Annotated in this window: 32 protein-coding genes; 27 read left to right on the top strand and 5 right to left on the bottom strand. The window is 53.0% G+C overall.

Annotation, left to right across the window (positions count from 1 at the left end; genetic code table 11):
- Window positions 1-89: 89 nt before the first annotated feature.
- A complete protein-coding gene (gene cpxP / locus SFA31_RS02940) occupies window positions 90-596 on the top strand; it encodes a cell-envelope stress modulator CpxP (RefSeq protein ID WP_322836624.1) in 507 nt (168 codons plus the stop codon).
- A gap of 194 nt (window positions 597-790) precedes the next feature.
- On the opposite strand, the gene SFA31_RS02935 is transcribed toward cpxP, so the two are convergent.
- Both SFA31_RS02935 and SFA31_RS02930 read right to left on the bottom strand, forming a co-directional pair.
- Window positions 791-1774, bottom strand: coding sequence for a tyrosine-type recombinase/integrase (locus tag SFA31_RS02935; RefSeq protein ID WP_322836623.1), 984 nt, complete (start codon window positions 1772-1774; stop codon window positions 791-793).
- Window positions 1775-1858: 84 nt separating this feature from the next.
- On the bottom strand, window positions 1859-2197 hold the full coding sequence (locus SFA31_RS02930; protein WP_322836622.1) for a helix-turn-helix transcriptional regulator: 339 nt from the start codon (window positions 2195-2197) through the stop codon (window positions 1859-1861).
- A gap of 77 nt (window positions 2198-2274) precedes the next feature.
- Between SFA31_RS02930 and SFA31_RS02925 the strand changes: the two genes are divergently transcribed.
- The 5 genes from SFA31_RS02925 (at window position 2275) to SFA31_RS02905 (ending at window position 6639) form a co-directional block, all read left to right on the top strand.
- Window positions 2275-2544: a Cox family DNA-binding protein gene (locus SFA31_RS02925; RefSeq protein WP_322836621.1), complete on the top strand. Its 270-nt coding sequence runs from the start codon at window positions 2275-2277 to the stop codon at window positions 2542-2544.
- 2 nt (window positions 2545-2546) lie between these two features.
- Window positions 2547-2882 (top strand): hypothetical protein, encoded by a 336-nt coding sequence (locus tag SFA31_RS02920; protein WP_220755855.1) that lies wholly within the window; start codon window positions 2547-2549, stop codon window positions 2880-2882.
- Between the two features lie 9 nt (window positions 2883-2891).
- On the top strand, window positions 2892-3461 hold the full coding sequence (locus tag SFA31_RS02915; protein WP_322836620.1) for a 3'-5' exonuclease: 570 nt from the start codon (window positions 2892-2894) through the stop codon (window positions 3459-3461).
- Between the two features lie 259 nt (window positions 3462-3720).
- Window positions 3721-6378: a toprim domain-containing protein gene (locus tag SFA31_RS02910; protein ID WP_322836619.1), complete on the top strand. Its 2658-nt coding sequence runs from the start codon at window positions 3721-3723 to the stop codon at window positions 6376-6378.
- 9 nt (window positions 6379-6387) lie between these two features.
- Window positions 6388-6639: a hypothetical protein gene (locus SFA31_RS02905; protein WP_322836618.1), complete on the top strand. Its 252-nt coding sequence runs from the start codon at window positions 6388-6390 to the stop codon at window positions 6637-6639.
- A gap of 28 nt (window positions 6640-6667) precedes the next feature.
- Here SFA31_RS02905 and SFA31_RS02900 read toward each other — a convergent pair whose 3' ends face one another.
- Genes SFA31_RS02900 through SFA31_RS02890 form a run of 3 tightly spaced genes read right to left on the bottom strand, consistent with a single transcriptional unit; the run spans window position 6668 to window position 9794 of the window.
- Entirely contained in the window at window positions 6668-6991 is a 324-nt protein-coding gene (locus SFA31_RS02900) for an ogr/Delta-like zinc finger family protein (RefSeq protein ID WP_416208314.1), read from the bottom strand.
- On the bottom strand, window positions 6991-8010 hold the full coding sequence (locus tag SFA31_RS02895) for a phage portal protein (RefSeq protein WP_253898670.1): 1020 nt from the start codon (window positions 8008-8010) through the stop codon (window positions 6991-6993). The genes SFA31_RS02900 and SFA31_RS02895 overlap by 1 nt, the downstream gene beginning before the upstream one ends.
- On the bottom strand, window positions 8007-9794 hold the full coding sequence (locus tag SFA31_RS02890) for a terminase large subunit domain-containing protein (RefSeq protein ID WP_322836616.1): 1788 nt from the start codon (window positions 9792-9794) through the stop codon (window positions 8007-8009). The genes SFA31_RS02895 and SFA31_RS02890 overlap by 4 nt, the downstream gene beginning before the upstream one ends.
- Before the next feature lie 186 nt (window positions 9795-9980).
- On the opposite strand from SFA31_RS02890, the gene SFA31_RS02885 reads away from it, so the two are divergent.
- The 21 genes from SFA31_RS02885 to SFA31_RS02790 all read left to right on the top strand — a co-directional run bounded on the left by SFA31_RS02885 (window position 9981) and on the right by SFA31_RS02790 (window position 25019).
- Window positions 9981-10799, top strand: a complete 819-nt coding sequence (locus SFA31_RS02885; RefSeq protein WP_322836615.1) for a GPO family capsid scaffolding protein — start codon at window positions 9981-9983, stop codon at window positions 10797-10799.
- A gap of 34 nt (window positions 10800-10833) precedes the next feature.
- On the top strand, window positions 10834-11862 hold the full coding sequence (locus SFA31_RS02880) for a phage major capsid protein, P2 family (protein ID WP_322836614.1): 1029 nt from the start codon (window positions 10834-10836) through the stop codon (window positions 11860-11862).
- 9 nt (window positions 11863-11871) lie between these two features.
- A complete protein-coding gene (gene gpM, locus SFA31_RS02875; protein ID WP_322836613.1) occupies window positions 11872-12570 on the top strand; it encodes a phage terminase small subunit in 699 nt (232 codons plus the stop codon).
- A 95-nt stretch (window positions 12571-12665) separates the two neighbouring features.
- Entirely contained in the window at window positions 12666-13118 is a 453-nt protein-coding gene (locus tag SFA31_RS02870) for a head completion/stabilization protein (RefSeq protein WP_322836612.1), read from the top strand.
- Window positions 13115-13597 (top strand): phage tail protein, encoded by a 483-nt coding sequence (locus SFA31_RS02865; protein WP_322836611.1) that lies wholly within the window; start codon window positions 13115-13117, stop codon window positions 13595-13597. Before SFA31_RS02870 ends, SFA31_RS02865 begins: the two co-directional genes overlap by 4 nt.
- Entirely contained in the window at window positions 13594-14298 is a 705-nt protein-coding gene (locus SFA31_RS02860; RefSeq protein WP_322836610.1) for a phage virion morphogenesis protein, read from the top strand. The genes SFA31_RS02865 and SFA31_RS02860 overlap by 4 nt, the downstream gene beginning before the upstream one ends.
- Window positions 14295-15758 (top strand): DUF2586 family protein, encoded by a 1464-nt coding sequence (locus SFA31_RS02855; protein WP_322836609.1) that lies wholly within the window; start codon window positions 14295-14297, stop codon window positions 15756-15758. Before SFA31_RS02860 ends, SFA31_RS02855 begins: the two co-directional genes overlap by 4 nt.
- A 10-nt stretch (window positions 15759-15768) precedes the next feature.
- Complete coding sequence (locus SFA31_RS02850; RefSeq protein ID WP_322836608.1) at window positions 15769-16065, top strand: holin; 297 nt, start codon at window positions 15769-15771, stop codon at window positions 16063-16065.
- The gene (locus tag SFA31_RS02845; protein WP_322836607.1) at window positions 16062-16403 is read left to right on the top strand and encodes a M15 family metallopeptidase; all 342 of its coding nucleotides are present in this window, start codon (window positions 16062-16064) and stop codon (window positions 16401-16403) included. Before SFA31_RS02850 ends, SFA31_RS02845 begins: the two co-directional genes overlap by 4 nt.
- Window positions 16403-16732: a hypothetical protein gene (locus SFA31_RS02840; RefSeq protein WP_322836606.1), complete on the top strand. Its 330-nt coding sequence runs from the start codon at window positions 16403-16405 to the stop codon at window positions 16730-16732. The genes SFA31_RS02845 and SFA31_RS02840 overlap by 1 nt, the downstream gene beginning before the upstream one ends.
- Window positions 16704-16892, top strand: a complete 189-nt coding sequence (locus SFA31_RS02835) for a hypothetical protein (protein ID WP_322836605.1) — start codon at window positions 16704-16706, stop codon at window positions 16890-16892. The genes SFA31_RS02840 and SFA31_RS02835 overlap by 29 nt, the downstream gene beginning before the upstream one ends.
- Window positions 16879-17136 carry a putative phage tail assembly chaperone gene (locus SFA31_RS02830; RefSeq protein ID WP_267591966.1) on the top strand — a complete coding sequence of 86 codons (258 nt, stop codon included), beginning with the start codon at window positions 16879-16881 and terminating at the stop codon, window positions 17134-17136. Before SFA31_RS02835 ends, SFA31_RS02830 begins: the two co-directional genes overlap by 14 nt.
- A 17-nt stretch (window positions 17137-17153) precedes the next feature.
- Window positions 17154-17327: a DUF6890 family protein gene (locus SFA31_RS19035; RefSeq protein ID WP_416208345.1), complete on the top strand. Its 174-nt coding sequence runs from the start codon at window positions 17154-17156 to the stop codon at window positions 17325-17327.
- Window positions 17324-19288: a phage tail tape measure protein gene (locus SFA31_RS02825; protein ID WP_322836604.1), complete on the top strand. Its 1965-nt coding sequence runs from the start codon at window positions 17324-17326 to the stop codon at window positions 19286-19288. The genes SFA31_RS19035 and SFA31_RS02825 overlap by 4 nt, the downstream gene beginning before the upstream one ends.
- Complete coding sequence (locus SFA31_RS02820; RefSeq protein WP_114647432.1) at window positions 19288-19617, top strand: DUF2590 family protein; 330 nt, start codon at window positions 19288-19290, stop codon at window positions 19615-19617. The genes SFA31_RS02825 and SFA31_RS02820 overlap by 1 nt, the downstream gene beginning before the upstream one ends.
- The gene (locus SFA31_RS02815; protein ID WP_322836603.1) at window positions 19614-20798 is read left to right on the top strand and encodes a baseplate J/gp47 family protein; all 1185 of its coding nucleotides are present in this window, start codon (window positions 19614-19616) and stop codon (window positions 20796-20798) included. Before SFA31_RS02820 ends, SFA31_RS02815 begins: the two co-directional genes overlap by 4 nt.
- Entirely contained in the window at window positions 20791-21387 is a 597-nt protein-coding gene (locus SFA31_RS02810) for a phage tail protein (protein ID WP_322836602.1), read from the top strand. Before SFA31_RS02815 ends, SFA31_RS02810 begins: the two co-directional genes overlap by 8 nt.
- A gap of 5 nt (window positions 21388-21392) precedes the next feature.
- On the top strand, window positions 21393-23357 hold the full coding sequence (locus SFA31_RS02805; protein ID WP_322836601.1) for a phage tail protein: 1965 nt from the start codon (window positions 21393-21395) through the stop codon (window positions 23355-23357).
- Between the two features lie 4 nt (window positions 23358-23361).
- A complete protein-coding gene (locus SFA31_RS02800) occupies window positions 23362-23799 on the top strand; it encodes a tail fiber assembly protein (RefSeq protein ID WP_322836600.1) in 438 nt (145 codons plus the stop codon).
- Window positions 23789-24514, top strand: coding sequence for a hypothetical protein (locus SFA31_RS02795; protein WP_322836599.1), 726 nt, complete (start codon window positions 23789-23791; stop codon window positions 24512-24514). Before SFA31_RS02800 ends, SFA31_RS02795 begins: the two co-directional genes overlap by 11 nt.
- Window positions 24486-25019, top strand: a complete 534-nt coding sequence (locus tag SFA31_RS02790; RefSeq protein ID WP_322836598.1) for a hypothetical protein — start codon at window positions 24486-24488, stop codon at window positions 25017-25019. The genes SFA31_RS02795 and SFA31_RS02790 overlap by 29 nt, the downstream gene beginning before the upstream one ends.

Raw genomic sequence — 25019 nt, 5'->3', positions numbered from 1 at the left:
TTGTTTTACACCCCCTGACGCTAGTTTGCAGCGAGAATCGTAGACTGGCTCTCGTTGAATCGCACCACATAAGATTTCGGGAGCAAGTGATGCGCAATGTGATCGTCGCCGTCATGATTTCAATCCTGGCGTTGGCAGCAGTACAGGCGAGCCAGGCTGCAGAGGATGACATCACTTCCGGTGATAACTGGCCTCATTCCCAAAGTGCTATTCAGCGAAGCAATAGTTTGCAAAATCGGATGTTCGAAGGAATTAATCTTACCGAACACCAGCGTCAGCAAATGCGCGATCTTATGCAGTTGGTTAGGTATGATAATCCTTCCGTTCGTATTAGCGAGCTGGAGTCCATGCATAATTTGATTACCGCTGAAAAATTTGATGAAAAAGCCGTGCGTGCTCAGGCAGAAAAAATGGCACAGGAACAGATTACGCGCCAGGTAGAAATGGCTAAAGTGCGCAATCAAATGTTCCGGTTGTTAACGCCCGAGCAGCAGGCGGTTTTAAATGACAAGCATCGTCAACGCATGCAGGAACTGCGTGAGCTGACAGCAACTCAATCTAATACTGAATTGCAGTTGAGTAGTAGCCGTAAGTAGTAACCAGTAACAACCCTGTTTTCCTTGCCATAGACACCATCCCTGTCTTCCCCCACATGATGTGGGGGTCTTTTTTTTCAACGACTTACAAACTTTTCAGGCCAGTTTTTCCGTCCACACTGTCCACACTTCCGTTTCAGGCGGTTTCAGGCAGTCCCGAAACGGAAAAATGCGTCCACATGTGGACGGAATCATCAGACTCCCAGCCCCCCTTTCAGCGGATTCAGTGCGATCGCGTTCTGGAGATAATCCGGTGCCAGATGTGCATACGCCATCGTCTGCTGAATGCTGGCATGGCCAAGTATCTGCTGAAGCGCAATGATATTTCCGCCGTTCATCATAAAGTGGCTGGCGAACGTGTGGCGCAGAATATGGGTGGCCTGACCGCGCGGCAGGTCTGGTTTGACCTTCCGTAGCTTCCGGCAGAAGTTTTCATAGTCCACCCGGAACAGCCCCGCGCTGGCGTTGGCCATGACTTCGTCTTCCAGTTCGGCAGAGATGGGAACCACGCGCTTTTTGCCGTTCTTCGTTTCCAGGAAGACGACACGGCCGTGCATAATCTGCGCTTCCGTCAGCGTGCTGACTTCTCCCCAGCGTCCGCCTGTGCTGAGGCACAGCAGCGCAATCAACCGGTAATCGCCTGTCAGTGCGTCCAGCAGGCGGCTTATTTCCGGTTTTGTGAGGAAGGTCATGCCGGGATTTTTCTCTTTCAGGGGAGGCAGGCCACGCAGCGGGTTTTCCCCCTCAAACTCATCCAGCTTAATCAGGGCGCTGAACATGCCGGACAGCCGGTAAATATCGCGGTTGATCGTGGATGCGCTTATCCCCTGTGCCAGCCTGCGGCTGCGGTGGACTATCAGCATTCGTTTGTTTACCTCGCCTACCTGCGGATTATCCAGCGCGGTGATGGTTTTGATGAGATGCCTGTTTTCAATCTCGCCATTCTTCTGCGTCTGGCCGTGATAGAGCCACCACAGTTCCCTGATATCGTCCAGCGTGCGCCTGTCAATTTGTGCGCTCGGATCCCATTCCTTACGCTGAAACTTACCCAGCATGTAGCGTTCATACGCAACAGCATCAGCCCGTCTGTTGAATATTTTGCGGACTCGCTTACTGGTGCGTCCGCCCGTTCTTGTGTCCAGTTCATAACGTCCATCATCGAGCTTCTTAATCGCCATAGCGAAGCCCTCCGATGTAGCTTCCGGCCTGCGACCACAGGCAGTCAGCAAATTCAAAATACAGGTCTAACCAATTTTCAGCTTTTAACGGTGTGATTTTGCTGCATTGGGGGTTAAGTCCGGAACATCCTCCTGTTGCTCTGACCCATCAAGAGAGAGAGCCGGGGATATTTGACCTACCTCCGGCATGGTTTCGTCCGTTGAAAGCCAGTAAGCGTATTTTTTAAACCTGGGGTTTTTGGTTATTTTCATTAGCGCACCTTCTGTTACCTGAAAGCCCTTCGTTTCGTAGTTAGTTAGCGTTCCGTAAGGTAGACCCACCGCATCTGCAAATTCTTGCCGTGTCATTCCCTCAGCCTTACGAATCAAACGAAACTTCTCACCCATACTTGACATATGTGCCATGTAAGGAATATCCTCCATTTGTAATGTGTCACATGTGGAACGTTCTCAAATGTTCTGGAACGGTCTGCAAAGGTTTGCAAAACGGAGGATAACACATGAACCTTGATGATTTGCTTATCAAGTACCCGCTCGAAGGGGTGACAACTGAGAAGTTCGCGGAGTTGTTGGGTAAGTCTAAAAACGCCGTGGACATGATGGTTAAAGCAGACAAAATTCCTTTTATTGAGATTCAGGATCCAGAGAAGCCTGGGGCGCGTACGGAAAAACTGATTTGCATTGAAGAGTTCAATAAAGGAATTCGTCTTGCATTTTCTAAAAAACCAAAAGCACAGCGTGATGCGTGGTTAATGTGGTTAGGGCTTTAATTATGAAAACTAAATACGCCACGCTGATTCGTAGCCTGCTGCAAAATTATCATGCTCAGGCAAACGCTATTGAAAAAGAAACATTCTCTGTCCATAGCGATGGTTTGCAGTTAATGGAATTAAATATCCAGCTGGCAAAATGTCTTGAGGGAATAACCTCTACTGCTCGTTTTAATAACGATAGCGATGATTTTGAAGAGCTGCATAAAATCACGCTTATGGTATTTGGTGGGAATATACCAACTGAAAATAATATATCTGGTCTTATGTCGCTGGCTACTACCGCATTAAAAAGCAATAACTCTCATCTTAAACCTGTTGCAGCTTCCCAACGTTGAGGAACCGATATGAAACATTTAATGATTGACCTTGAAACAATGGATAATAAACCAACTTCTGCGATTGCTTCTATTGGTGCTGTATTCTTTAACCCTGAAACTGGCGAAATGGGTGAGCAGTTTTATCAACGCGTCAGCCTGGGTAGCTGTGCGGGCCACGGTCTCACTATGGGGTCAGAAACCGTATTATGGTGGATGCGTCAGGATGCAGAAGTGCGTAGTGAGTTGCTTAATGATGATTGCCTGGACTTGCCTCTTGCTTTAGCGAATCTGGAAGCCTTTATTACTGAGCATTCTGACCCATCTAAAGTGCAGGTATGGGGGAATGGTGCGGCGTTCGACAATGTTATTTTACGTAATGCATCAGATAAATGCGGGTTTGCCGATCCACTTTGGTACTACTGGAATGACCGTGATGTAAGAACGGTTGTTGAATTGTCTAAAACACTTGGGCTGAATGTTCGTAATATTATCCAGTTTGAAGGTGTTAAACATCACGCCTTATATGACGCCATTCATCAGTCAAAAATTGTTTCTTACGTCTGGATGTATCTCATTAAAATAGCCAGTGTGAAATAACGATGCTGACAGTGACCTCTCATACAAGTGAAAGTGTCATATGTAAGGCCTTTTCTGTGCTGACGGAATATTACAGCGGCAAAAAAGTATATCAGGTTATAAAACCGCATCATTATTTTTCTGTGCATGTCTCTTATCGCTGGCGGTTACTGAGTAAAGATAAGGGCAGGCATTGGGAATTAATGACGCATGAGCGATATAACAAACAATACCGAATATAGTTTTTTGCCTTTCACACCTTTCTACATCTGGATTAATTATGAATGCCACAATACAGCAGGACGTTGTGCGCCGGCTCGTTCAGGATTTTGAATTCAAGGAACGGGATAAATATTTGCAGCAGGGCGTTTGCCCTAAATGCCATAAACGCGAATTATTCACCAGCATAGATAAGCCCTGGATCCTGAAGTGTGGCCGCGAAAACAACTGCGGTCATCAGGTCGTTGTCAAAGAGCAGTACCCTGAAATCTTTGAGGACTGGTCTAAGCGATACCAGGACACCCCTGAAACCCCACACGCTGCCGCTGAAGCGTATCTGCGTGAGGCGCGGGGGCTGGATACCGAACCGCTGAAAGGTTGCTTTACCCAGGGCGCGTTCGCCAAAGATGGCATGGGATCGGCAACCGTCAGATTTAAGCTGGCCTGTGGTGCGACGTGGGAGCGCATCATTGACCAGCCGCAGCGTTTCGGTAAACAGAAAGCGAACATCAAAGGAAGCTACGTTGGTCACTGGTGGGTTCCGCCGTCCGTGAACCTGCTGGAAGTGAATGATATCTGGATCACTGAGGGCATCTTCAATGCGCTGAGCCTGTGCCAGGCGGGTTTACCCGCGGTGGCCACGCTGAGCAGCAACAATTACCCACTGGCGGCGCTGGATACCCTGGCTAAAGAGCTGGGCGAGAAACCCCGCCCACGCCTGATATGGGCGTTTGATGGCGACAAAGCCGGCACAAAGCATACGCTGGCCTTTGCTGCACGTAGCGAGGAAGCCGGCTGGAAGGTTCGCGCGGCGCAGCCGGTGAAAACATCCTCCAGCCTGGACTGGAATGACCTGCTGTTACGTGGCCGGCTTGGTAAATCGGACATCAAAAATTATCGCTACTATGGCGATATCCTGCTGGCGAAAAGCCCGACTGAAAAAGCGCTGCTCATGCATCAGCATAACGAGTGGCACTCGTTCTATTTTGAGCATAACTCCCGCATGTACTGGTTTGAGTTGGATCTGGACAGGTACATGCGAGCCTATGAGCGCATCGCCAATACTGGATCCGAAGTGGTGATGGAGTGGGAAGCCAAAGAACGGGCGGTTAAAGAGTCTGGCGGCGTGACCGAAATCGCCAACTGCTGGCTGACGCCGCTCTATTTCCAGCGGTCTGAACCCACAGACGAATCCTGGTATTACGTGAAGGTCAACATGCCGAACCGGCCAGCGGTGAAAGATACCTTCACGGCTAACCAGCTCACCAGCTCCGCCGAATTTAAAAAGCGGCTGCTGCACATCGCCAAAGGGGCGGTGTACACCGGCAGCACTAAACAGCTGGATAAGTTCATCCAGATGCGCCTGCCTGAAATCAAAGAGGTCAAGACACAGAATTTCATCGGCTATAACAAGGATTATGCCGCCTGGCTGTATAACCGTGTGGCTGTTTGCGATGGCCGGTTGTACGAAATGAACGATGAAGACTACTTCGAAATCAACAGTGCCAGCGTTAAGAGCCTGAGCCTCACGCCGTCGCTGGATCTGAATCCGAAGCTGAACGAATTTACCACGGGCTGGGTGGACGATATCTGGACGGCTTTTGGTGAAAAAGGGTATGTGGCGCTGGCGTTCTGGCTGGGGTCGCTGTTTGCTGAGCAAATCCGCGAGCGTGACAAGTCTTTCCCGTTCCTTGAAATCGTGGGGGAGCCGGGAACGGGTAAATCGACGCTGATTGAATTTCTGTGGAAGCTCGCTGGCCGTGAAGAGTATGAAGGTTTTGACCCTTCGAAATCTACCGCTGCCGCGCGTGGCCGCAACTTTGCCCAGGTCGGTAACTTGCCGGTGGTCTTAATCGAAGGCGATCGCACCACCGATAACGCCAAACAACGCGCTTTTGACTGGGACGAGCTGAAATCACTGTACAACGGCCGCGCATCCCGCGCCGTGGGTATCAAATCGAACAATAACGAGACTTACGAGCCGCCATTCAGGGGCAGCATAGTGATAGCGCAGAACGCCGACACAGACGGCAGCAAGGCGTTTCTGGAGCGTATCATCCACATCTATACCGACAAGCGCGGCCAGTCCATTCAGACCCGCTACGCCGCCGAACGCCTTGAACAAATTCCGGTCAGTCAGGTATCCGGGTTCACACTGCTGGCCACCATGCGCGAAAAAGAAATTATGAAGGTGTTCGGCCAGGGCTACGAACGCGCCCGTAGTGAGCTGGAATCCAATACTAACATTCGCCATATTCGTATCGCCAAAAACCACGCGCAGCTTGTCGGATTGCTGGAAGCGCTGGCGCTGGTTGTGCCGGTACCGGTGGAGCGCATTGAGAAGACCCGCGAGGCCATCACCGCGCTGGCCGTAGAACGTTGCCAGGCGCTTAAAAAGGATCACCCTCTGGTGCAGGAGTTTTGGGAACTGTTTGATTATCTCGACGAGCTGGCACCGTACGGCATCAACCATTCATCGGATGAAGGGGAAATTGCGGTCAACTTTAACCATCTGGAAGAAGTCGCCGCCGCCCACCGGCAGCGCATTCCGTTCACGTTAACCGAGATTAAAAAGCTGCTTAAAAACGGCAACGAGCGCCGTTTTATCGACACAAAAACCACGCGTAGCGCGGTAAGCGAACGCCACAACCGTGGCAAAGGTGAAATGCAAAGAATGCCGGATACCTTCCGGTGCTGGATATTCCGACGAGAAAAGTAAGGTGGAAAGATGAAACAGGATTATTCTTCGTATGAAGAATTGCTGATGGGGATATTTAATATCAGCGATGAACTGTATGAAACGACTGATTTTGATGAACTGACAATGGAGCATTTTGATATCAGTTTTGAACAATTTGCTAACGTTGTCGATATTTTGCTGCCATTTACTGCTGTGGTTCATTCTGCTTTAAGTGGAAAAAACTATCACGCATTCCTTAAAGATGGCATTGCCTTTGTTAAGACTGAGGCCTGCACGTAAAAAGTAAGGCACCGGTTGGTGCCTTTTTCTATGCAGCCAGTCCGGCTTTCAATAAATCCAGCGTCATTTGCTTCTGTTCAGGCGAGAAAGAATTGAGGATCGTCTGCACCATCAAGTCCCCGGTCTTGGCGCTGGGGCTTAGAGTGTGGGAGAACGTCAGGTTTAGCACGAAGGTATGGCCGCACTCCACGTCTGAACAGGCGCAGTAAATATCTGAAATATGGCGGTGCTTGGGGTTGGTCTTTCTGATGATCGCCTTTGCCCCGCATTCCGGACATTTTACTTTTAGTACCCGCATATTCCGCGCTCCATGAACCTGAAAACGCCTATATTTTAGCCTTTTTGCTGGCATTAATCACCTTCCAGCTCGCTGTCTTTCATGTAATTCAGGTACAAATGTTGTGGAATATCGGGCTGATTTGCCACCGCAGCCGCAAACATGCGCTGGATAGGCAGAATTTCGGCTTTGCGGTAGGTTTTAGCCGCTTTCTCAATATCTCCCATTACTGCGCCGTTCGTCGGGATAATCCCCGCCAGCCCGGCCGGGAAGCGATGCGCGGTCAGTACGTCCTGGGCGCTGATGCTCTTGATGTTCTGAAACTCATCTTTGGCGCTGATATCGCCAATCGGGATAAATTTGATGCCATCCGGATCGCCTTTTGGGATGTTCACGAACATGGTGCTGAAGTTTCCGATCCCCTTCGATTGTTCCAGCTTGCTGATAATCTCTTCTTCCACTTCGTCGGTCATGTTCGGGTCATTGGAATAGATAATGCCCCCGGTGTGAGCGCCATTGTGGTAGTAGCGGCGGCGGAAGATTGTCGCCTCACCGTTCAGCAGTGCGGAGTGAATGCCGCTGATGTAGTCCGGCAGGCCGTAAACCGCCTGTTGTGGGTCGTACTGCTTCAGGAAAATGATATCCTCAGGCGGGTAAATCATCGGTTCAGCCTGTTGCAGTACGACAAATTCGCCCGTTTTTCGCTGGCGGGTATACAGTGCCGGCAGCGGATACAGCGCCACCACATCCCCCCAGCCGTTACGCACCTTCAGAATGGCCACATCACCAAACGTCAGCCAGTCGAATACCGCCGCGCCCAGCTGTTCATGCGTCAGCCCGCCATTTTCGTAGTTTGCCGTCACCATGTTGCGGCGGGCATACAGCACACCGCCGTGCTGTGCATTGAGGTTAACCAGCTGCGCCAACGCCAGCCGGTCAATCGGCAGCGTCCAGTGCTCTGCCTCGTTGTCGTACCACACATCTGTATAGTTGGTGCCGGTGGTCAGAATGGGTTCAGGCTTACCCAGGCTGATAAGGCTCATATGACGTGGTTTTGGGGCGCTGCGGCGTTCCCTGAATTTGCGTTTCTTCATGCTGCTTTCCCTAAGTTACCCCAGCGGGATTTGCGCTGGTTTCCGTAATTGAGTGGTTCATTGTCGATAGCGTGAGCGATAGCCCAGAAACTGTCTGCGTGTCCTGTTTCTGCGGTGCGATCGGCTACAAATGTCATGGCGTTGCCGCTGGCCGTGGAGGTGCGGCGGATAGTCATAAAGCTGGCGGCGATTTCGGTTTTCTCCTTATCCCACTGCACGCGGCCGTCTTCGATAACGTCGATCATCTTCATGACCAGGCGGTTTTTCGTCTCGACGCCGTAGCGGATCGCGACAGCCTGGCGCATGGCAAAGTGCTGAACATCTTCAAAGACACCGCTTCCCAGCCCGGTGATATCAATGCCGATGTAGGTCATGTTGTACTGGCCAAACAGCTTCTTGATTTGTGCGGCCTGCCACTTCCAGTTCATTCCCTGCCAGTGGAAAACGCGCAGCACGCGAAATTTTTCGACGACCAGTATCGGCGGCGCGATAATCACAAAGGTGGACGTATCGCCGCTACGGGCCGGGTCGTAGCCGGCCCACACCTCGCGGTTGCCGAACGGCCGGGGCAGGTTTTCGTCATGGTCTTCCCATGCGGTAGGATCCACACAGCAGCGTTCCACATGAGAGAACGAAAATACGCTGTCCTTGCTGTCCACGAATACGCACATATAGAGCATGTTGAACGTGTCGCGGTTGTAGCGGTTGCGTAGCTTCTCGATGCTGGCCAGGTTGTAGCCACCCGCGATAGCGTCTTCCATCGTGATGATGTAACGCCACTGGCCGTCAGGGCAAAGCCGCCCGCCGTCGCGCAGCTCTTTATCGGTCGGGAATACGGTTCGTGCGCGCTTTTTGTCGCCGCGCTTCCATTCCTCGCCCGTCCAGAACGGGTACGCCTGGTGGGTCTTGCTGCTGGGCGTGGAAAAGTAGGTGGTGCGCCATTTATCAATCGTGGCCATTGCGCTGGCCACTTCATTCAGTTTGGCGAAGTTCGGAACCCAGAAATATTCATCGCAGTACAGATGGCCGTTGTAGGACTGGGCGGTGTTTTTGTTGGTGGACAGGAAGCGCAGCTCCGCGCCGTTGGACAGGCGGATGGGGTTGCCGGTGAGTTCCACGCCGAAATACTGCTCTGCGATGTTGACGATGTAGCTGCGGAAGACTTCAGCCTGGGCCTTGGATGCCGAGAGAAAAATTTGCGGATCGCCGGTCATCACGGCACTTTCAAAGGCTTCTATCGAAAAGTACCAGGTTGCGCCAATCTGGCGGCTTTTGAGTATATTTCTGACCTGCTGGCCAAGATTGGCTCGCAGATGCTTTTGATAGCCGAAGAAATGCTCTGCGGCGAACGCGTCAAAATCCTCCTGAGTGAGTTTGCTGATATCGTTCTTTTTGTATTTTCCTCGTTTACCCGATTTCTCCCTGTCATCAGACTGGCGCGGTGCAGCTGCATCTTCGCCGCCACGGTGATTAATTTCAGCCAGCTTTTCCTGATGCTTGTTGTGCTGCGCCCGTAGCTTCACCAGATGGGCTACCAGACTGTCTATTTCGCGCAGCTCCAGCTCTGATTTTCCATCGCGTAGTGTCAATGTCTGCACGCGGCGGTTCAGCGCGTCTTCTGTGGATTCGTGGCTGAGTAGTTCGCTCCAGTGATATTTCTCCGCCCAGTAATAGACGATACGCCGGTTGGGTAAATTAAGTTCACTGGCTATTTCCTGCGGGGTATAGCGCTTCAGGTAAAGCGCCCGTGCTACCCCTTTTAATTCTTCGCTGTATTTCGCCATTGGCTTCCGTGCCTTTATGTCTGTTTTATTTAACAAGCGAATTATTCAGCAATTTGGCCGTGATTTTTGAAAATAAAATCTGACGTATTCGGTAATGAATTTATAACCGAATTTATCCGGGATAATTGAAGTGCGCGGATGATATTTATTGGTGATACTGAAACTCGCAGAATGAACGGAGGCAATATGTCAGGTTCACAACTGGCAACAAACTGGATTTGTATCGCCACTGCGGGTGAAACGGTGGACAAGCGCACCATTGAAGAACAATGGTTACTTGATGCCGCTGAATTATATGACCCCAATTTATATACCGCGCTGTTATGGCCGGAACATACCCGTAATTTCGGGAATATGGGGGAGGTGCTGGAAGTAAAAGCCGAGCGTGATGATGAAGATATTCTTCGTTTATATGCTCGCCTTTGCCCTGCGATTTCATTGCTACAGGCAAACGCGAAAGGGCAGCTTTTATTTTTATCACCGGAGTTTACACCGGACGGTAATTTCAGAAATACCGGGAAAACCTATCTTGAAGGCCTAGCTATTACTGACAGTCCGGCCGGGGTAAGCACCACACGGCTACGTTTCAGCCGCACAAAGGGAAAGCGCATCGGCCCATATAAGCCGCTCGCGTTTGATGAAGTCAGGGAATTTAAAAAGGAAAAGGGAATGTCAAAAACAGCGAAAAAAGGCTGGCGTCATTTTTTCAGCATTGAAGAGCCGGAAGAAACGCCACCAGAGGAAACCGTACCGTCTGATGCCATGCAGGCGCTGGCCGATGCGCTGGCCTCGCTGGAAGACCGTGTGAGCGCGATTGAATCCGCTATGACCGATGTGCAGGACGATGTGGATACCGTGAAAGAGGTGGTGGATACCGAAGATTTCGCGCGTCTGGTTGGCAACCTGCCGGAGCTGGTGAAGGGCTTCAGCAAGCTGAACGAGAAGGTCACTAAGCTGCCGAACAAGCAGTTCAGTAAGGGCAAAAAAGGCTTCAACTTCCTGTAAGGAATGATGCTGATTTTCTTTAAGGAAAATGAATATGCAATTGAATGCAAAAGCCCGTCAGTTTCTGCGCCAGTACCACACCGGGCTGCGTGAATCCTACGGTGCCAGCGAAGATGATCGCTGGTTTGCGCTGACCGACCCGAAAGAAACCCAGCTGCGCAATGCGCTGATGGAGCAGTCTGATTTTCTGAATCTGATCACCGTTGCTGATGTTGACCAGTTACAGGGGCAGGTGGTGCCGGTCGGGAGTTCTGGCCTGTATACCGGGCGTGTGCTGGATGGCCGCTTCCGTAAGAAAGTGGGCGTGACCGGCAATGACTACAAGCTGGTCGAAACAGACTCCTGCGCCGCACTGACCTGGCAACTGCTTTCTGTCTGGGCGAACGCCGGCGACGAAGGTGAGTTTTTCCAGCGCGTGCAGGAATTTACTAACGAGTCATTTGCGCTGGATATGCTGCGCATTGGCTTTAACGGTAAGTCTGTCGCGGAAACCACAAATGCCGAGGAAAACCCGAACGGCGAAGATGTGAACAAGGGCTGGCATCAAATCGTCAAAGAGTGGAAGGATGGCCAGCAGATCATCACTGATGCGGTTGTGCTCGATGGCGACGGTAAAGGCGATTATGTGTCACTCGATGCTATGGCATCCGACCTTATCAATACCAAAATTCCGGCGCAGTTCCGTAATGACCCGCGTCTGGTGGTGTTGGTTGGCGCCGACCTTGTGGCGGCTGAATCTTTCCGCCTGTACCAGAAAGCGGATAAGCCGACCGAGAAGATCGCCGCGCAGCTGCTGTCTGACAGTATCGCTGGCCGCACTGCTTACGTCCCGCCGTTTATGCCGGGTAAACGCATGATTGTCACCACGCTGCCGAACCTGCACATCTACACCCAGCGCGGCACCCGCCAGCGTAAGGCTGAATTTGTGGAAGACCGTAAGCAGTACGAGAACAAATACCTGCGTAACGAAGGTTATGCGGTTGAGTATCCGGAGCTGTACGCCGCGTTTGATGAAAGTGCGGTAACTATCGGGGCACCTGTCGTGCCACCGGATGGGGAATAAGGGGGATTGATGCAACTGTCACCAGCACAGCGTCACAGCGCACGTATTGAAGCAGAGCGGTTACTGCGACAGCAGCAGTCTCTGGATACGGAAACCAGCCTGCATATTCAGATCGTCGCGCTGGAAAAGGATGTGGCAGCGGCCGCAGCGATTGAGAGCCGCGCAGAGCGCATGGAGTTTAAGCGTGATGTGCTGTTACCGCGCTGGATGCCTACCGCTCAGACCTGGCTGGAAGGTGACAGTGTGCAGCAAAATCCTGTTTTTGCCTGGTGCGTCGTCTGGCTGTTTGATACAGGCCAGTTTGACCAGGCGCTGGACTGGGCGGATGTGGCAATCACACGGGGGCAGGAAACCCCGGCCGCGTTCGGCAGTACGTTCCCGGTGTTTGTGGCGGATACGGTGTTGTCCTGGGCGGAAGTGGAAGCCGTGCAGGGGAACGATTTAGAGCCGTATTTCAGCCGCACGCTGGAAAACGTGATGCAGCACTGGAATGTGTATGAGGTCATTAAGGCCAAATACCTGAAGTTCGCCGGTCTGCACCTGCTACGCGATGAAAACGGAGAGCCACGCGCAGCGGCAACGGAAGACAGGGAAGTATTGCTCCGGGCTAAGGAACTGCTGGAGCAGGCGAAGGGATTCGACCCTAAATGTGGTGTCGGCACGATGTTGCAGCGTATCGCTGCACGTCTGCGGGTACTGGATAAATAAAAGGCTACCGACCCGAAAGCGGGCGCGGTGGAGGGGATCGCATAAGCGTATCGCCCGTGGAAACCGGCCAGCCCGCTTTTTTCCGGAGAAACAGGATGTTCAGCGGAACCTCTATTGATTTTGATGATGCCACTCTGACGAATGATGGCTTCTGGCCAGACCTGAACGTGAAGGATTTTCAGTCCCAGCGCACTATTCCGGCCGATATCGACGCGGCCACCATTCGCCAGGCGCTGCTGACCGCAGCGGGCGAAATCAATGATGATCTCGTTAAGGTAGCCGCGAAATATCAGGGCGATGGCCACACCAGCGCGGAGTCTGTGCCGGGGGTGGAAATCGACGGCGAAAACCTGCTGTGCGCCCGCTACCGCAAGGCGGTGTATGCCCGTGCCAAAGCTGACCTGATGGGGGAGTTTGCGTCCATTGGGCGGCGTGAGAGCCATCCGGGGCAGGAGAGCGACGAAACCCGCTCCAGCCTGATTGCCGAATCCACGTTGACGGTACGGCGTATCAAGGGGCTTAAACGTATTACGGTGGCCATGATATGAGCCAGCTGAAGCAACTGACCGATTTCCTCATTGCGAACATGCCGAAGCGGGCAATGCAGGGTTTTGACAGCCAGATGGATGAAATCACGTTCATTCCGGCGCAGCGGGATAACGGGCTGGGGCAGTATCGTCTTGCCATCATCCGCTATAACGCCGTCCTGACGTGGGAGCGTTACCCCTACCGTGAGTACGATCCCAAAATCCTGATGGCGCTGTTTATGTCCTGGCTAACGCTGGATGAGCGGGGGCTGCTGGAGGAAACCGGCATTGACAGCGAGCTGCCGGAATTCGATATCGAAACCATCGACCAGGAGACGGCCATCATGGTGGTGACGCTGCCGATGGCGGAAGAACTGAATATGGTTCCCGATCCCAAAGGTGAAATCCCCTTTGATGGCCAGCGCTGGCGACTGGATGAGCCGGATATCTGGACGGCGGAGGAAGTGACCATTATCCCGCTTACTGAGGGGCAGCAATGATTCAGGGAGAGCTGAATCAGGAGCAGTTCCGCCAGCTTCAGGCGGCGCTGACCAGCCTTGAATTGCCCCCGGCCAAACGTCGCCGTCTGTTGTGGCGTATGGCCAAATATGGGGTGGAGGCGGCGTCTAAGCGTAATGTGCGTAACCAGCAGGCACCGGACGGAGCGAAATGGCAGGGCAGGCAGACGCGGCGTAAGGGCAAGATGCTGCGCAACATGCCAAAACTGATTCGCATCCGGGAGATGCCGGAAACCGAGTCCGTCAGGCTGTATCTTGCCGGTGGTCATTACCGCAACGCAAAGGGGAAACTCTCTGCCGGCGTCGTGGGATATGTCCAGCAAAACGGGATGAGTGTCACCGTCAACCGTAAGCAGGTGGCAGGCCGTGAACAGGGGGATAAACCTGCCTCACTGCGACAGGCGAAGCGCCTGCGCAAAGCCGGGTACAAAGTCAGGCGTGGCAAGCGCTGGCGTAAACCCGGCTATAAGGAAATACAGGAAAAAATGACCGCCCGCCAGGCTGGTTTGCTTATCCGGATACTGGAAGATAAGCCGGTCAAAACGTCCTGGCAGATTGATTTGCCCGCTAGGGCGTTTCTGGGGATTGGTCAGGAAGATTTTAACAAAGCGCTGGCGCGACAGCTTCAGGCTGTCGGGTTCGGTCTGGATGTTAACGCGCAGGATATCAGGGGGAGAGCATGACCTGGCCAAACGTAACCGTGAATCAGGTGAACCAGCTGCTGGGCGAAACCAATGAGGTGGAGCGCACGCTGCTGTTTATCGGTACCGGTTCAACCAATGTAGGAAAGACGCTGGCCGTCAACGCACAGAGCGATTTTGACGCGCTGCTGGGTGACGGTGACAGCCCGTTAAAAAATGATGTTCTGGCCGCGCAGGCAAACGCCGGCCAGAACTGGTGGGGATTTGTCCATGTGCTGGCCGCAGACAGCGAAGCAGATGCGTGGGTGGAGGCGGTCAAGGCTGCGCAGGTAGTCTGTTCGGTGGAAGGCGTGGTGCTGTCGGATGATGTGTCCGCTAAAGCCATTGTTAACCAGGCGGCAACGCTGCGATCGGAACTGACGGCGAAGTATGGCCGCTGGGTCTGGTTCATTCTGGCGGTGCAGGGGATGCAGGCAGAGGAAGCGCAGGCCGATTATCTTACCCGCCTGTCCACGCTTCAGGATGGTATTGCCGAGAAAGCTGTACAGCTGGTTCCCCGCCTCTGGGGGAATGAACCGGGTGTGCTTGCCGGCCGTCTGTGTAACCGCGCTGTCACCATCGCTGACAGCCCCGCGCGTGTGAAAACCGGGGCGCTGCTGAGCATGGGGAGCGATGAGCTACCAAAGGACGGCACCGGTGCGGTGCTGGAACTGGCCACGCTTCAGGCGCTGGAAGCGCAGCGTTTTAGCGTACCGATGTGGTATCCGGACTATGACGGTTACTACTGGTCTGATGGCCGTACGCTGGACGTTGAAGGGGGCGATTATCAGTCCATCGAAACCTTGCGTATCGTGGATAAAGCCGCGCGTCGTGTACGTTTGCTGGCTATCGGCAAAATTGCCGATCGTTCGCTTAACAGCACACCGGGCAGCATTGCGGCACACCAGACGCTGTTTGCCCGTCCGCTGCGTGAAATGTCCACAGCGGCGAACATTAACGGCGTGTCCTTCCCCGGCGAGGTGAAGCCGCCACAGGATGGCGATATCACGATCGTCTGGAAGAACAAAAAGGCTGTGGATATTTACATGGACGCTGAGCTGGTACATGCTGAGAAAATTTCACTCGATATCACTGATAACACCGCCGCTGCACAGACGCGCGGCGTGCCGGATGGCTGGGTGGATGGCGACGTTTCCGCCGAAGGTGAGCTGGAGCTGTCTACCAAAGCGCTGAAGGTCATTAAGGCCCGTGCGCAGTCTGCCGGTTCATGGCGCGGCATTCCTGAGCTGGATTTTCTCTTCTATGCCAAAGCCGGCAACGAAGAAACCAAAGTGGAGGCGTTCGGCTGCAAGCTGGTGCTGAACAACCTTCTGGATCTCGATCCCAAAGGCGGGTCGCTGTCCACGCGGAAAATCAAGTTTCTCGTGACCAGCCCCAAATTTATCAACATTGACGGCGTTCCGTATCTGGAAGCGGAAGCCACGGAAAACCTGATTGGATAAGAAGGCAGGAATGCAGGAGTACGAAAAGGGATTTATCGCGCTGGCCATCATGGGGGCGGTGATTGCACTGGGAAAGATGCTGAACAGCGGTGAGCCGATTACTGCCCGTTTACTGGCTGGTCGTCTGATTGTTGGCAGTGCGCTGTCACTGCTGGCCGGGGTGGCGCTGTATGTGGTACCGGATATTCATCCGCTGGCGCTGGTCGGCATTGGTTCGGGGCTGGGGATTCTGGGGCTGAATGGCGTGGAAGCCTGGCTGCGTAAAAAAGGGATCGGCGGTTTTCTGAGTAAAGGGGCAGGGAAATGACTCTGAGCGAAAAACAACAACGGTTTACTTCGATGATTGCGTTGTTAATTCAGTATGCCAATGCAAATGGTATGCAGCTGACGTTTGGTGAAGCGTACCGCACGCCGGAGCAGGCCGCACTGAACGCGAAAAAAGGCAGTGGTATCACCAACAGTCTGCATACCCAGCGTCTGGCCGTGGACTTCAATCTGTTCATTAAGGGGCAGTACCAGACCGACAGCGGGGCATACCTGCCGCTGGGCGAATACTGGGAGACGCTTGGCGGCTCGTGGGGCGGGCGCTTCAAATCCCGTCCGGACGGTAATCATTTCAGCCTAGAGCATAACGGGATTCGCTGATGAGCCGTATCACGGTGATTATCGTTCCGCTGGCGCTGTCTTTTCTGTTGGGCTGGAAAGTGGCGCTCTGGCATCGGGACAGCATTGACCTGGCCATCCAGAATACCGCAGCCGCCACGGGTAAAGAGCTGGCAGGTATCGCCAGCTCATCCGGTCGCCAGCTGGAAGAGAAACTGGAGGCGCTGAAGGAGGCACAACCGCGTGAAATTCGTACCGAAGTGGTTAAGCCGGTGTTTACCAATGTGTGTATGTCTGATGATTTTGTCCGCATGTACAACGAAGCCGCAGCCGGCACCGAACGTGCGTTATCAGGAAAATCTGCTGACTAAGTGCGCTGTGCAGCTGCCGCGCCTGAAAGGTACCCAGGGTAAAGACGCGGCGGATATATTAACCATTTACCCTGAACTGTATGGGCAGTGTGCCGCACGGCATAACCAGCTTGTTGATGAAATTAAATTAAGAGAGCGTGTTACTCATGGAAAAAATTAACCTTACTGTTTGTGGTCAGGATATTACCTTTGAACCTAACCAGACGGCTTATAATAAGTTTATTAATGAAATGGCGATGGATAATAAAGTTGTGCCTGCGCACAATTATCTGACGCGCATTGTGGCAGCAGAAAGTAAAGAAGCACTGACGGATATTTTAAAACGTCCGGGCGCTGCACTTCAGCTTGCGGGTAAGGTTAATGAGCTTTACGCGCCGGAACTGGAAATTGAAGTAAAAAACTAACCAGCCGGGTTCAGACTATTGAACAGAATGGACTCGCACAATATTTAATATTACGTCGTCATTACCTTCCGCACGGGGAAGATACCGTGGATGATATTTCCGCTGCCATATGGCTGGATAATCGTCACTGGGAATATATGCGCGTCGCAGTGGCTAACGGAATTAGCACGGCATTTAAAGGCACGGAATGAAACAATTAGATTTAACATTAAGCCTGATTGATAAACTGACCCGCCCGTTAAAACAGGCGCAGGCCAGCGTATCCGGCTTCGCGGAAAAATCAAAAAGTGCCTTTAAGCAGATTGGGGCCGGCTCGCTGGCCATGTGGGGCGTTGCTCAGGCCATTCAGGGGGCATTGTCACCGGCTATCGAGATGTATGACGCGCTGAACGATGCGGCCGCTAAAGGGATTGATGATACCTCGCTGAAGACCGTACAGCGTGATGCGCTGCGCTTCAGCATGACATACGGTGCCAGCGCGGTGGAGTTCGTGAAGTCAACGGAAGACATTAACGCCTCTATCGCCAGCCTGAGCAATACCGAGCTGCCGAAGGTGACGAAAGTTGCCAATACGCTGGCGTTTGCCATGAAATCCACCGCCGCTGAAACCACGGAGTTTATGGGGCAGATGTTCGGTAACTTTTCCGCTGAGGCGGCGAGGCTGGGGAAAGTCCCGTTTGCCGAACAGCTGGCGGGCAAGATGGTGTACATGCGCAAAACCTTCGGTACCGAGATGGGAACCATCAAAGACCTGATGGAAGGTGCGCGCGGCGTCGGGACGAACTACGGCGTTGGAATGGATGAACAGCTGGCGGTACTGGGGCAGCTCCAGCGTACGCTGGGAACGGAGGCCAGCAGCGCCTACGAAGGCTTTATGACCGGCGCGATTGATGGCGCTAAAAAGCTGGGGCTGTCGTTTACAGACGTAAACGGCAAAATGCTGTCCATGCCGGATATGCTGACCAAACTCCAGAACAAGTACGGTAAAAGCCTGGATGGCAACCTGAAGGCGCAGGCGGAGCTGGATAAAGCCTTTGGTGACAGTTCCGCCGTGGTCAAGCAGCTGTATGGCAATGTTGCCTTACTGCAACGCAATATCACCGAGCTGGGCGGTGCTGACGGGCTGAAGCGCACGCAGGAAATGGCAGCGAAAATGGTGAAGCCGTGGGATCGCTTTGTGCAAATCCTGAAAGCCATTCAGACGGTGATTGGCCTGACGTTAATCCCCGTTCTGTATCCGCTGCTAAACCGCCTGGCCGATATGGGGCAGACCTTTGCCCGCTGGATGCAGATGTTCCCCAATATCGCGCGTGTTATCGGTTATGCCTCAATGTCGCTGCTGGGGTTTGCGGCCGTAGGGGCTGCGGCCAATATTGTGATAGGCGTCTCTAAGTTCATCATGATGGGTTGGACGGGGATCTGGAAGGTGCTGACTTCCGTCACCAAAATTTACAGTGCGGCTGTCTGGTTGGCACAGAAAGCGGTTCTGGCCTGGAATATCGTGCTGAAAACCCTGCGTGGTGTTCTGCTGGCGGTACGTATGGCGGCGATGCTGGCCGGTATCAGTATTAACCTGATGAGCTGGCCGGTGCTGCTGGTCATAGCGGCTATTGCGGCGCTGGTCGTGGGCTGCTACCTGCTGGTTAAACACTGGGACGCCATTAAAGCCGCCGTCATGGACAGCGCCGCCTTTAAAGCTGCTGCGGAGGTCGTGAAGTGGCTGGCTGGCGTGTTCAGCTCCGCCTGGGATTCGATTGTCGCCGGCTGGAACAGCTTCATTGCACTGCTCACCGGTTTTTCTCCATCAAAGGCGTTAAGCGGTATGGCCAGCGGCATTGTGACGATGTTTGATAACGTCTGGCAGACCATCAAAGGCGGGTTCCTGAAGTCCTGGAACTGGATCGTTGAAAAGCTCAATAAGATACCCGGCGTCAGTATTTCAATGGCGAACGAAAGCCAGCCGGCGCTGACAACCAATACCCTCTCAACGGGCGGTGAGTTAAAAGGCATTGACCGGGGCGGTATCAGCAGCACTATCAGCAAAAATTCAAAGTCTGTAACGGACAACAGCAAAAAGATTGGTGAAGTGCATTTCCATACCAAAGAAGCACTTTCACCGGCTCAGCTAATGGAATGGCAGGAGCTTAATTAATGAGTGATTTGCTTTATATCGACCTGCTTATTGAGGGGCGAAACTTTGTACTTAACACAGGCAGCGAGCCTGAGTTGTGCAATAACCGAAAGAGTATCGGCCAGGATGTCGTCCATTCAATTATCGAAAGCGGGCTGGCCACGCAATTAATTGCCGAGCGCAGCCCGACTTTACGCGCGGATATTTTCACCCAGCTGGAACTGCTGGTTGAAAGTGACGATCGCATTGTGCCGGGTACGGTGGAAATCAGTGAGGAAAGCGCTAAACGTCTGTGGGTGACAGCCGGTACGTATGACTTTGGCAGCATTACTTATCAGGTGAACCTATGACGGAAAAGCCACAGGTCGATTTTGAAGAAGTGGTGAAGGCCAGCGGGATGCCGACCACGGAAGATGAGGTGCGCACCCGTTTTAATGCCGTTGTGGCCGATGAAGGGCTGATTACCAATACGTCCCGTATGTCGCCATTCTGGCGGCTGATTACGGCGATTGTGACCGCGCCGGTGATGTGGCTCAAGGATGCGCTGGTTGCAGTGGTGATGCCGGGTATGTTTGTGGCCACTGCCACCGGCAAAATGCTGCGCCTGCTTGCCTGGGCGGTGAACGTCACGCCGAAACCGGCCAGCGCGGCCGAAGGTGTGATCCGTTTCTTTAAGGACGATGTAAAGCAGGCGGTGACGGTCAAGGCCGGCACGGTGATACAGACTGAGCGTATCAACGGCAAGGTGTACGCCGTGTCCACCGTTGCGAATGTGACGCTCCCTTCTGGTACCGCCAGCGCTTTACTGGCAGTAAAAGCAACGGGAACGGGCGGTGCGTACAACCTTGCTCCGGGATACTACCGAATTTTGCCGGTGGCGGTGGACGGTATCAGCCACGTCGCCAGTGAAGAAAACTGGCTGACGGTGCCGGGAGCTGACGAGGAAAGCGACGATGAACTGCGCGAACGCTGCCGCAATCAGTTTAACCTGGTGGGGAATTACCATACCGACGCGGTTTATCGTTCGATGATTGCCGGCGTGGCTGGTTTGAGTATCGACAGGATTTTCTTTGAACATGACGCGCCGCGCGGGCCGGGTACCGCTAATGCGTATTTACTGCTGGACAGCGGGGTTGCGTCCGAGCCGTTTATTGATGCCGTCAATGATTACATCAATACCCAGGGCCATCATGGCCACGGCGATGATATGCAGTGTTTCGCCATGCCGGAAACCCGTCACGATCTGGTTGCCACGGTCTGGGTCAAAAACCTGGGTAACCTGGAACAGGAGCAGCGCGACAGCCTGAAAAATGGCGTGGAAAACCTTATCCGCTGCGCCTTTCGGGAAAACGCCGACTATGACGTGAAGAAGACGTGGCCATACTCGCGCTTTTCCTTCTCGCAGCTGGGCCGGGAGATCCATAAGACGTTCCCGGACACGGATTCGCTGGAATTTTCACTGAAAGATATCACCAGCGAACTTAGCGTACCGCGCCTTAACACGCTGACGGTGGATTTACAGGATGAATGATTTTCTTAAAAAGCTGGCCGGCATGGTGCTGCCCTCCTGGATGGATAAGGGGGAGCCGCAAAAGCTCCTCAAAGCAGTGCAGACCTTCTGGGCGGAGGTTTACGACTGGATTACGTGGCCGCTGCGCCAGTTTGATCCGCTGACCTGCAACGAGACGATACTGGGCCTTATCGCCTGGGACAGGGATATCAGCCGCTTTAACGGTGAACCGCTGAAGCTGTTTCGCCGGCGCGTTGCTTATGCCTTTGTGAATGCGGCTGATGCCGGCTCCGTTGCGGGCTTTATCAATATCTTTGACCGGCTGGGGATCGGCTATGTGGAACTGCTGGAGCGCCAGCCGGGGATAGACTGGGACGTGATACTGGTTCGCGTCACCGACAGCCAAATCTCCGACAATACGCAGCTGATGATCCAGATTATCCGCCAGTATGGCCGTACGTGCCGGCGCTATCAGTTTGAGGTTATCACTTCCGAAAGTCTGGCCATCCGGGCCGGATGGGATCAGGGTGAATATGTTGTTTATCCGGCGAGGATTGCCGGTACGGAAACCAGTAGCGCGACATTCAGCGCGAGCATACAGGGAGAGTAGTTTTTATGTCACAGACCGCTATCACGCTGGCATTTGAGCAGTGGAAGGCGCAGCAGGCTGCAACGGGTGAGCCTGTCCTGCTCGATGAGTTTGTTTTCGCACTGGTACCGGGGCTTGATCCGGATTTGCCTGTTGATCGCAGTGAAACGCTGCCACCGGCCGCGCAGATTGTTTACCGCGCCCCCGTCGCCCGTAAAGGGGTCGTGAATGACAATGCTGTGGTGCATTCGGCGGTATTAGGCGCGGATGTAGGCGATTTCTCCTTTAACTGGATCGGGCTGACAAATAAGGCCACCGGTACGCTGGCGATGATTGTTCATGCGCCTGAGCAGCAGAAGCTGAAAACGAAAGAGGGCCAGCAGGGCAACGTGCTTACCCGCTCGTTCCTGATGGAATACAACGGCGCACAGGCTGAAACCGGCATTAATACGCCCGCTGAAACCTGGCAGATTGATTTCACTGCCCGTATGGCGGGTATGGACGAGCGCCAGCGCCTGGAAAATATCGACCTTTACGGTGCTGCGGCGTTCTTTGATGATGGCTGGCTGGTTGATAAAACCGGTAATCAGTATTTTGTGACCAAAGGCGCGGGATATGTTGCCGGGCTGCGGGCGGTGCTGGCTGCGAACCAGAACATTACTGTAACGACTAAGCCGGTCAAAGTCTGGCTGGATGTATGCTGGGCGGGAGCGCTGACCAGTATCTGGGCGGCACAGAGCAAAGTGACGGTGGCCGCTAACCAGGCGGACTATGAGCAGAACGGCGTGAAACATTACGTTTTTGCGCTTGCCAGCATTGACGCCAACGGGAATATCACGGATTTGCGCCCTCAAGGTTCGCTGAATGAACAGGCGGCAAATGATGCACTGAAGAAGCACGAGCAATCACGTAATCATCCTGATGCGACAACCAGTGCTAAAGGGTTTACCCAACTGAGCAGCGCAACAAATAGTGAAAGTGAATTGCTGGCAGCAACACCTAAAGCTGTAAAGGCTGCAAATGATAATGCAAATGGCAGAGTACCATCCGGCAGAAAAGTAAATGGTCAGGCGCTTACTGCCGATATCAACATAACAGCACAGGATATTTTTAACGGTCAGGCAGTAGGTATTGGCAATGCGCTCGATCTGAACAGTTTCACAACGCCGGGTTTATATTATCAGCCAATGAATGCACAGGCGCAAACTGGCAAAAATTACCCCGAAGCGCAGGCTGGTTCTCTGGAAGTCTATAAACACGCTGGTATTACGCAGATTTATCGTATTTACAACAACTCACGCAGTTATATAAGGACATTATATGGTGGCATCTGGTCTGCGTGGGCTAAGCAATATGATACGGCAAATAAACCCGTGGCAGCAGAAGTGGATGCTGTAAGTGCCACAACAGGAGGATTATTCAGGGGGGGTATAGGTGTCAGTAAAGCCTATCCCGGTATTACGCTGAGTGATACTTCAGCGAGTGATAGTGTCATCGGCAAAAATATTCTCCTCGAACAGAGCAAAGGCACTCTATATATTGCCTTCAGAAGAGGAGACACAACTGAAGGCCAGCGGGTTCTTTCTTTTCCCTCTGTCGCGGGAACACTTTATTCAACAGGAAATAAGCCGTCAGCCAGTGATGTCGGTGCTTACTCAAAGAGCGAAAGTGATAGCCGATATCAGTTAAAGAATACGGCGTCTAAAGCAACCAATGGCTGGCATAAGGATGCGTCAACGGGAATTATCAGGCAGTGGGGAATAGTTAATGTCACAGACAATAATGTTGTTACTGCAAACTTCCCTATTCCATTTCCTGGCTCCTGCGCTTCACTGAGTTTAACGGCCATTTCTCAGGCTGGAAACGCGGCAGACCAGGTATTATCTGCATACGGTAAAACTATCAGTAATTCACAGATGAGAGTTTCAGCTTGTGCAAACTGGGACAACCACGGAATAAGTGGTGTTTATTTTGAGGCTACGGGATATTAATTATATGGAACAGTATTACTACAGTGCATCTCAAAGTAAGTTGTTTCCCAAATCGCTTTTTGAAGATTATCGCTCAACTGGCTTATGGCCTGACGACGCTGAGCCGGTTAGTGACGATATATACCAGGAATTTGGAGCGAATCCGGCACCAGTTGGAAAAATTATGGTAACTGGTGAAGACGGCCTGCCAGCCTGGGGCGATCTACCCGCGCCATCACTGGAAGAATTGATAGCTATAGCAGAAGCAAAGAAATCATCCCTGCTGGCAGCAGCAAGTGCTGCAATTGCTCCTCTACAGGATGCCGTTGACATTGAGATAGCCACTGATGAAGAAATTGCGCAACTGCTGGTATGGAAGAAATATCGTGTTTTGCTTAATCGTGTTGATACCAGTACAGCACCGGATATTGCCTGGCCGGAGGCACCTGAAAATGTGGCGTGAAGCAAAACTGGCCTTCACCGACAGTGTAGCGGCCGTCAAATGTACTGTCGTGCCGGCGCATCCGTGGGTATACGGGCTGGGTCAGCAAACCGAGAATGGCGCGTATCTTAGCCCGGTTAATGCTATCTCTTATCTGGCTGAAAAACTGGCTGGAACAGGCGGTACCGCTGATGTAGTCATTATGATGGTTGCTGGCCAGACGCATGACAGCTTTATGAACAGCCTTAATCAGCTGGTAGATGTTTTCCCGTCGCCGGCGTTCTCCCAGGTAAAGCGCCTGGCACAGTCTGCCGCAGAGCTTGCCCTGGAAAAGATGCAAATCCCCGCGAAATATGCCGCAGGTCTGACGGATGCACTTCCGTTATCAATCCCAACCAGCAGAACAGCGCTGGCAGCAGCGGCAGTCAAAAAAGCGCAGGAAGAAGCCGCCGCCGTAGTGGATATTGGAGCGCTGAAGCAGCAGCTGGACGACTTTAACCAGCTGCGCGATAGCGTGCTGGGTGATATCGCCGGTGGTCTGGAAGAGTTGCAGGGCAAAAGCGCCAGAGCCTGGGTATTTACTGCCAGCGGTGATTTGGCTACCACGCTGCTGGATTTGGTTAAAGGCATCCCGCTGCAATCGGCGGTTTACTCTGCGGCGATGATGCTGATTGGTGACAATCTCGACGGTATAAAAGGAATGATACATGACCCCGAACCCAACGCTGGCGCTTAACGGAGAAGCGATCCAGCTGAAAAACATGCGTGTGACGATAACGCAGCAGTTCCAGGATAAAGACCAGTCCGGCCAGACCAGTTCTACGACTAAATCCGAGCAGGGGGCAAAGGGTAAGGAGCTGCGCGTGTCCGGTGAGGTTCCCTTCAAAAATAAGGAGATTTTGCGCCGTATCTTTGAGCTGGCCAGCGCTACCGATGCCAGCGGAAAGCGCCAGAAATACCGCGTTGCGCATGAGCAGGCGCGGGCAGTTAATTTTCGTGAAGCCACCTTTACCGGCACGCTGGATGCCCCACAGCAGGACGGGAAAATGTCCTGGCTGGTGACATTTACGCTGACCGAGCATATCAGCGTCCAGGAGAAGAAAGAGGCAAGGGCGAGCAGTAAAACGACGGCGACAAAGCAGGGGGGCGCAGCCGGTGGCCAGTCCGCCGACGAGGGTGATGAAAAAATGACGTGGTTTGAGCGTAAAGTCCTGAAGCCCGTTAATGATGCGCTGGGGTAA

It is taken from the genome of Erwinia sp. HR93 (genome assembly GCF_034555055.1).
GTDB classification, from domain to species: domain Bacteria; phylum Pseudomonadota; class Gammaproteobacteria; order Enterobacterales; family Enterobacteriaceae; genus Apirhabdus; species Apirhabdus apintestini.
This window is presented reverse-complemented; position numbering and strand designations above follow the sequence as displayed.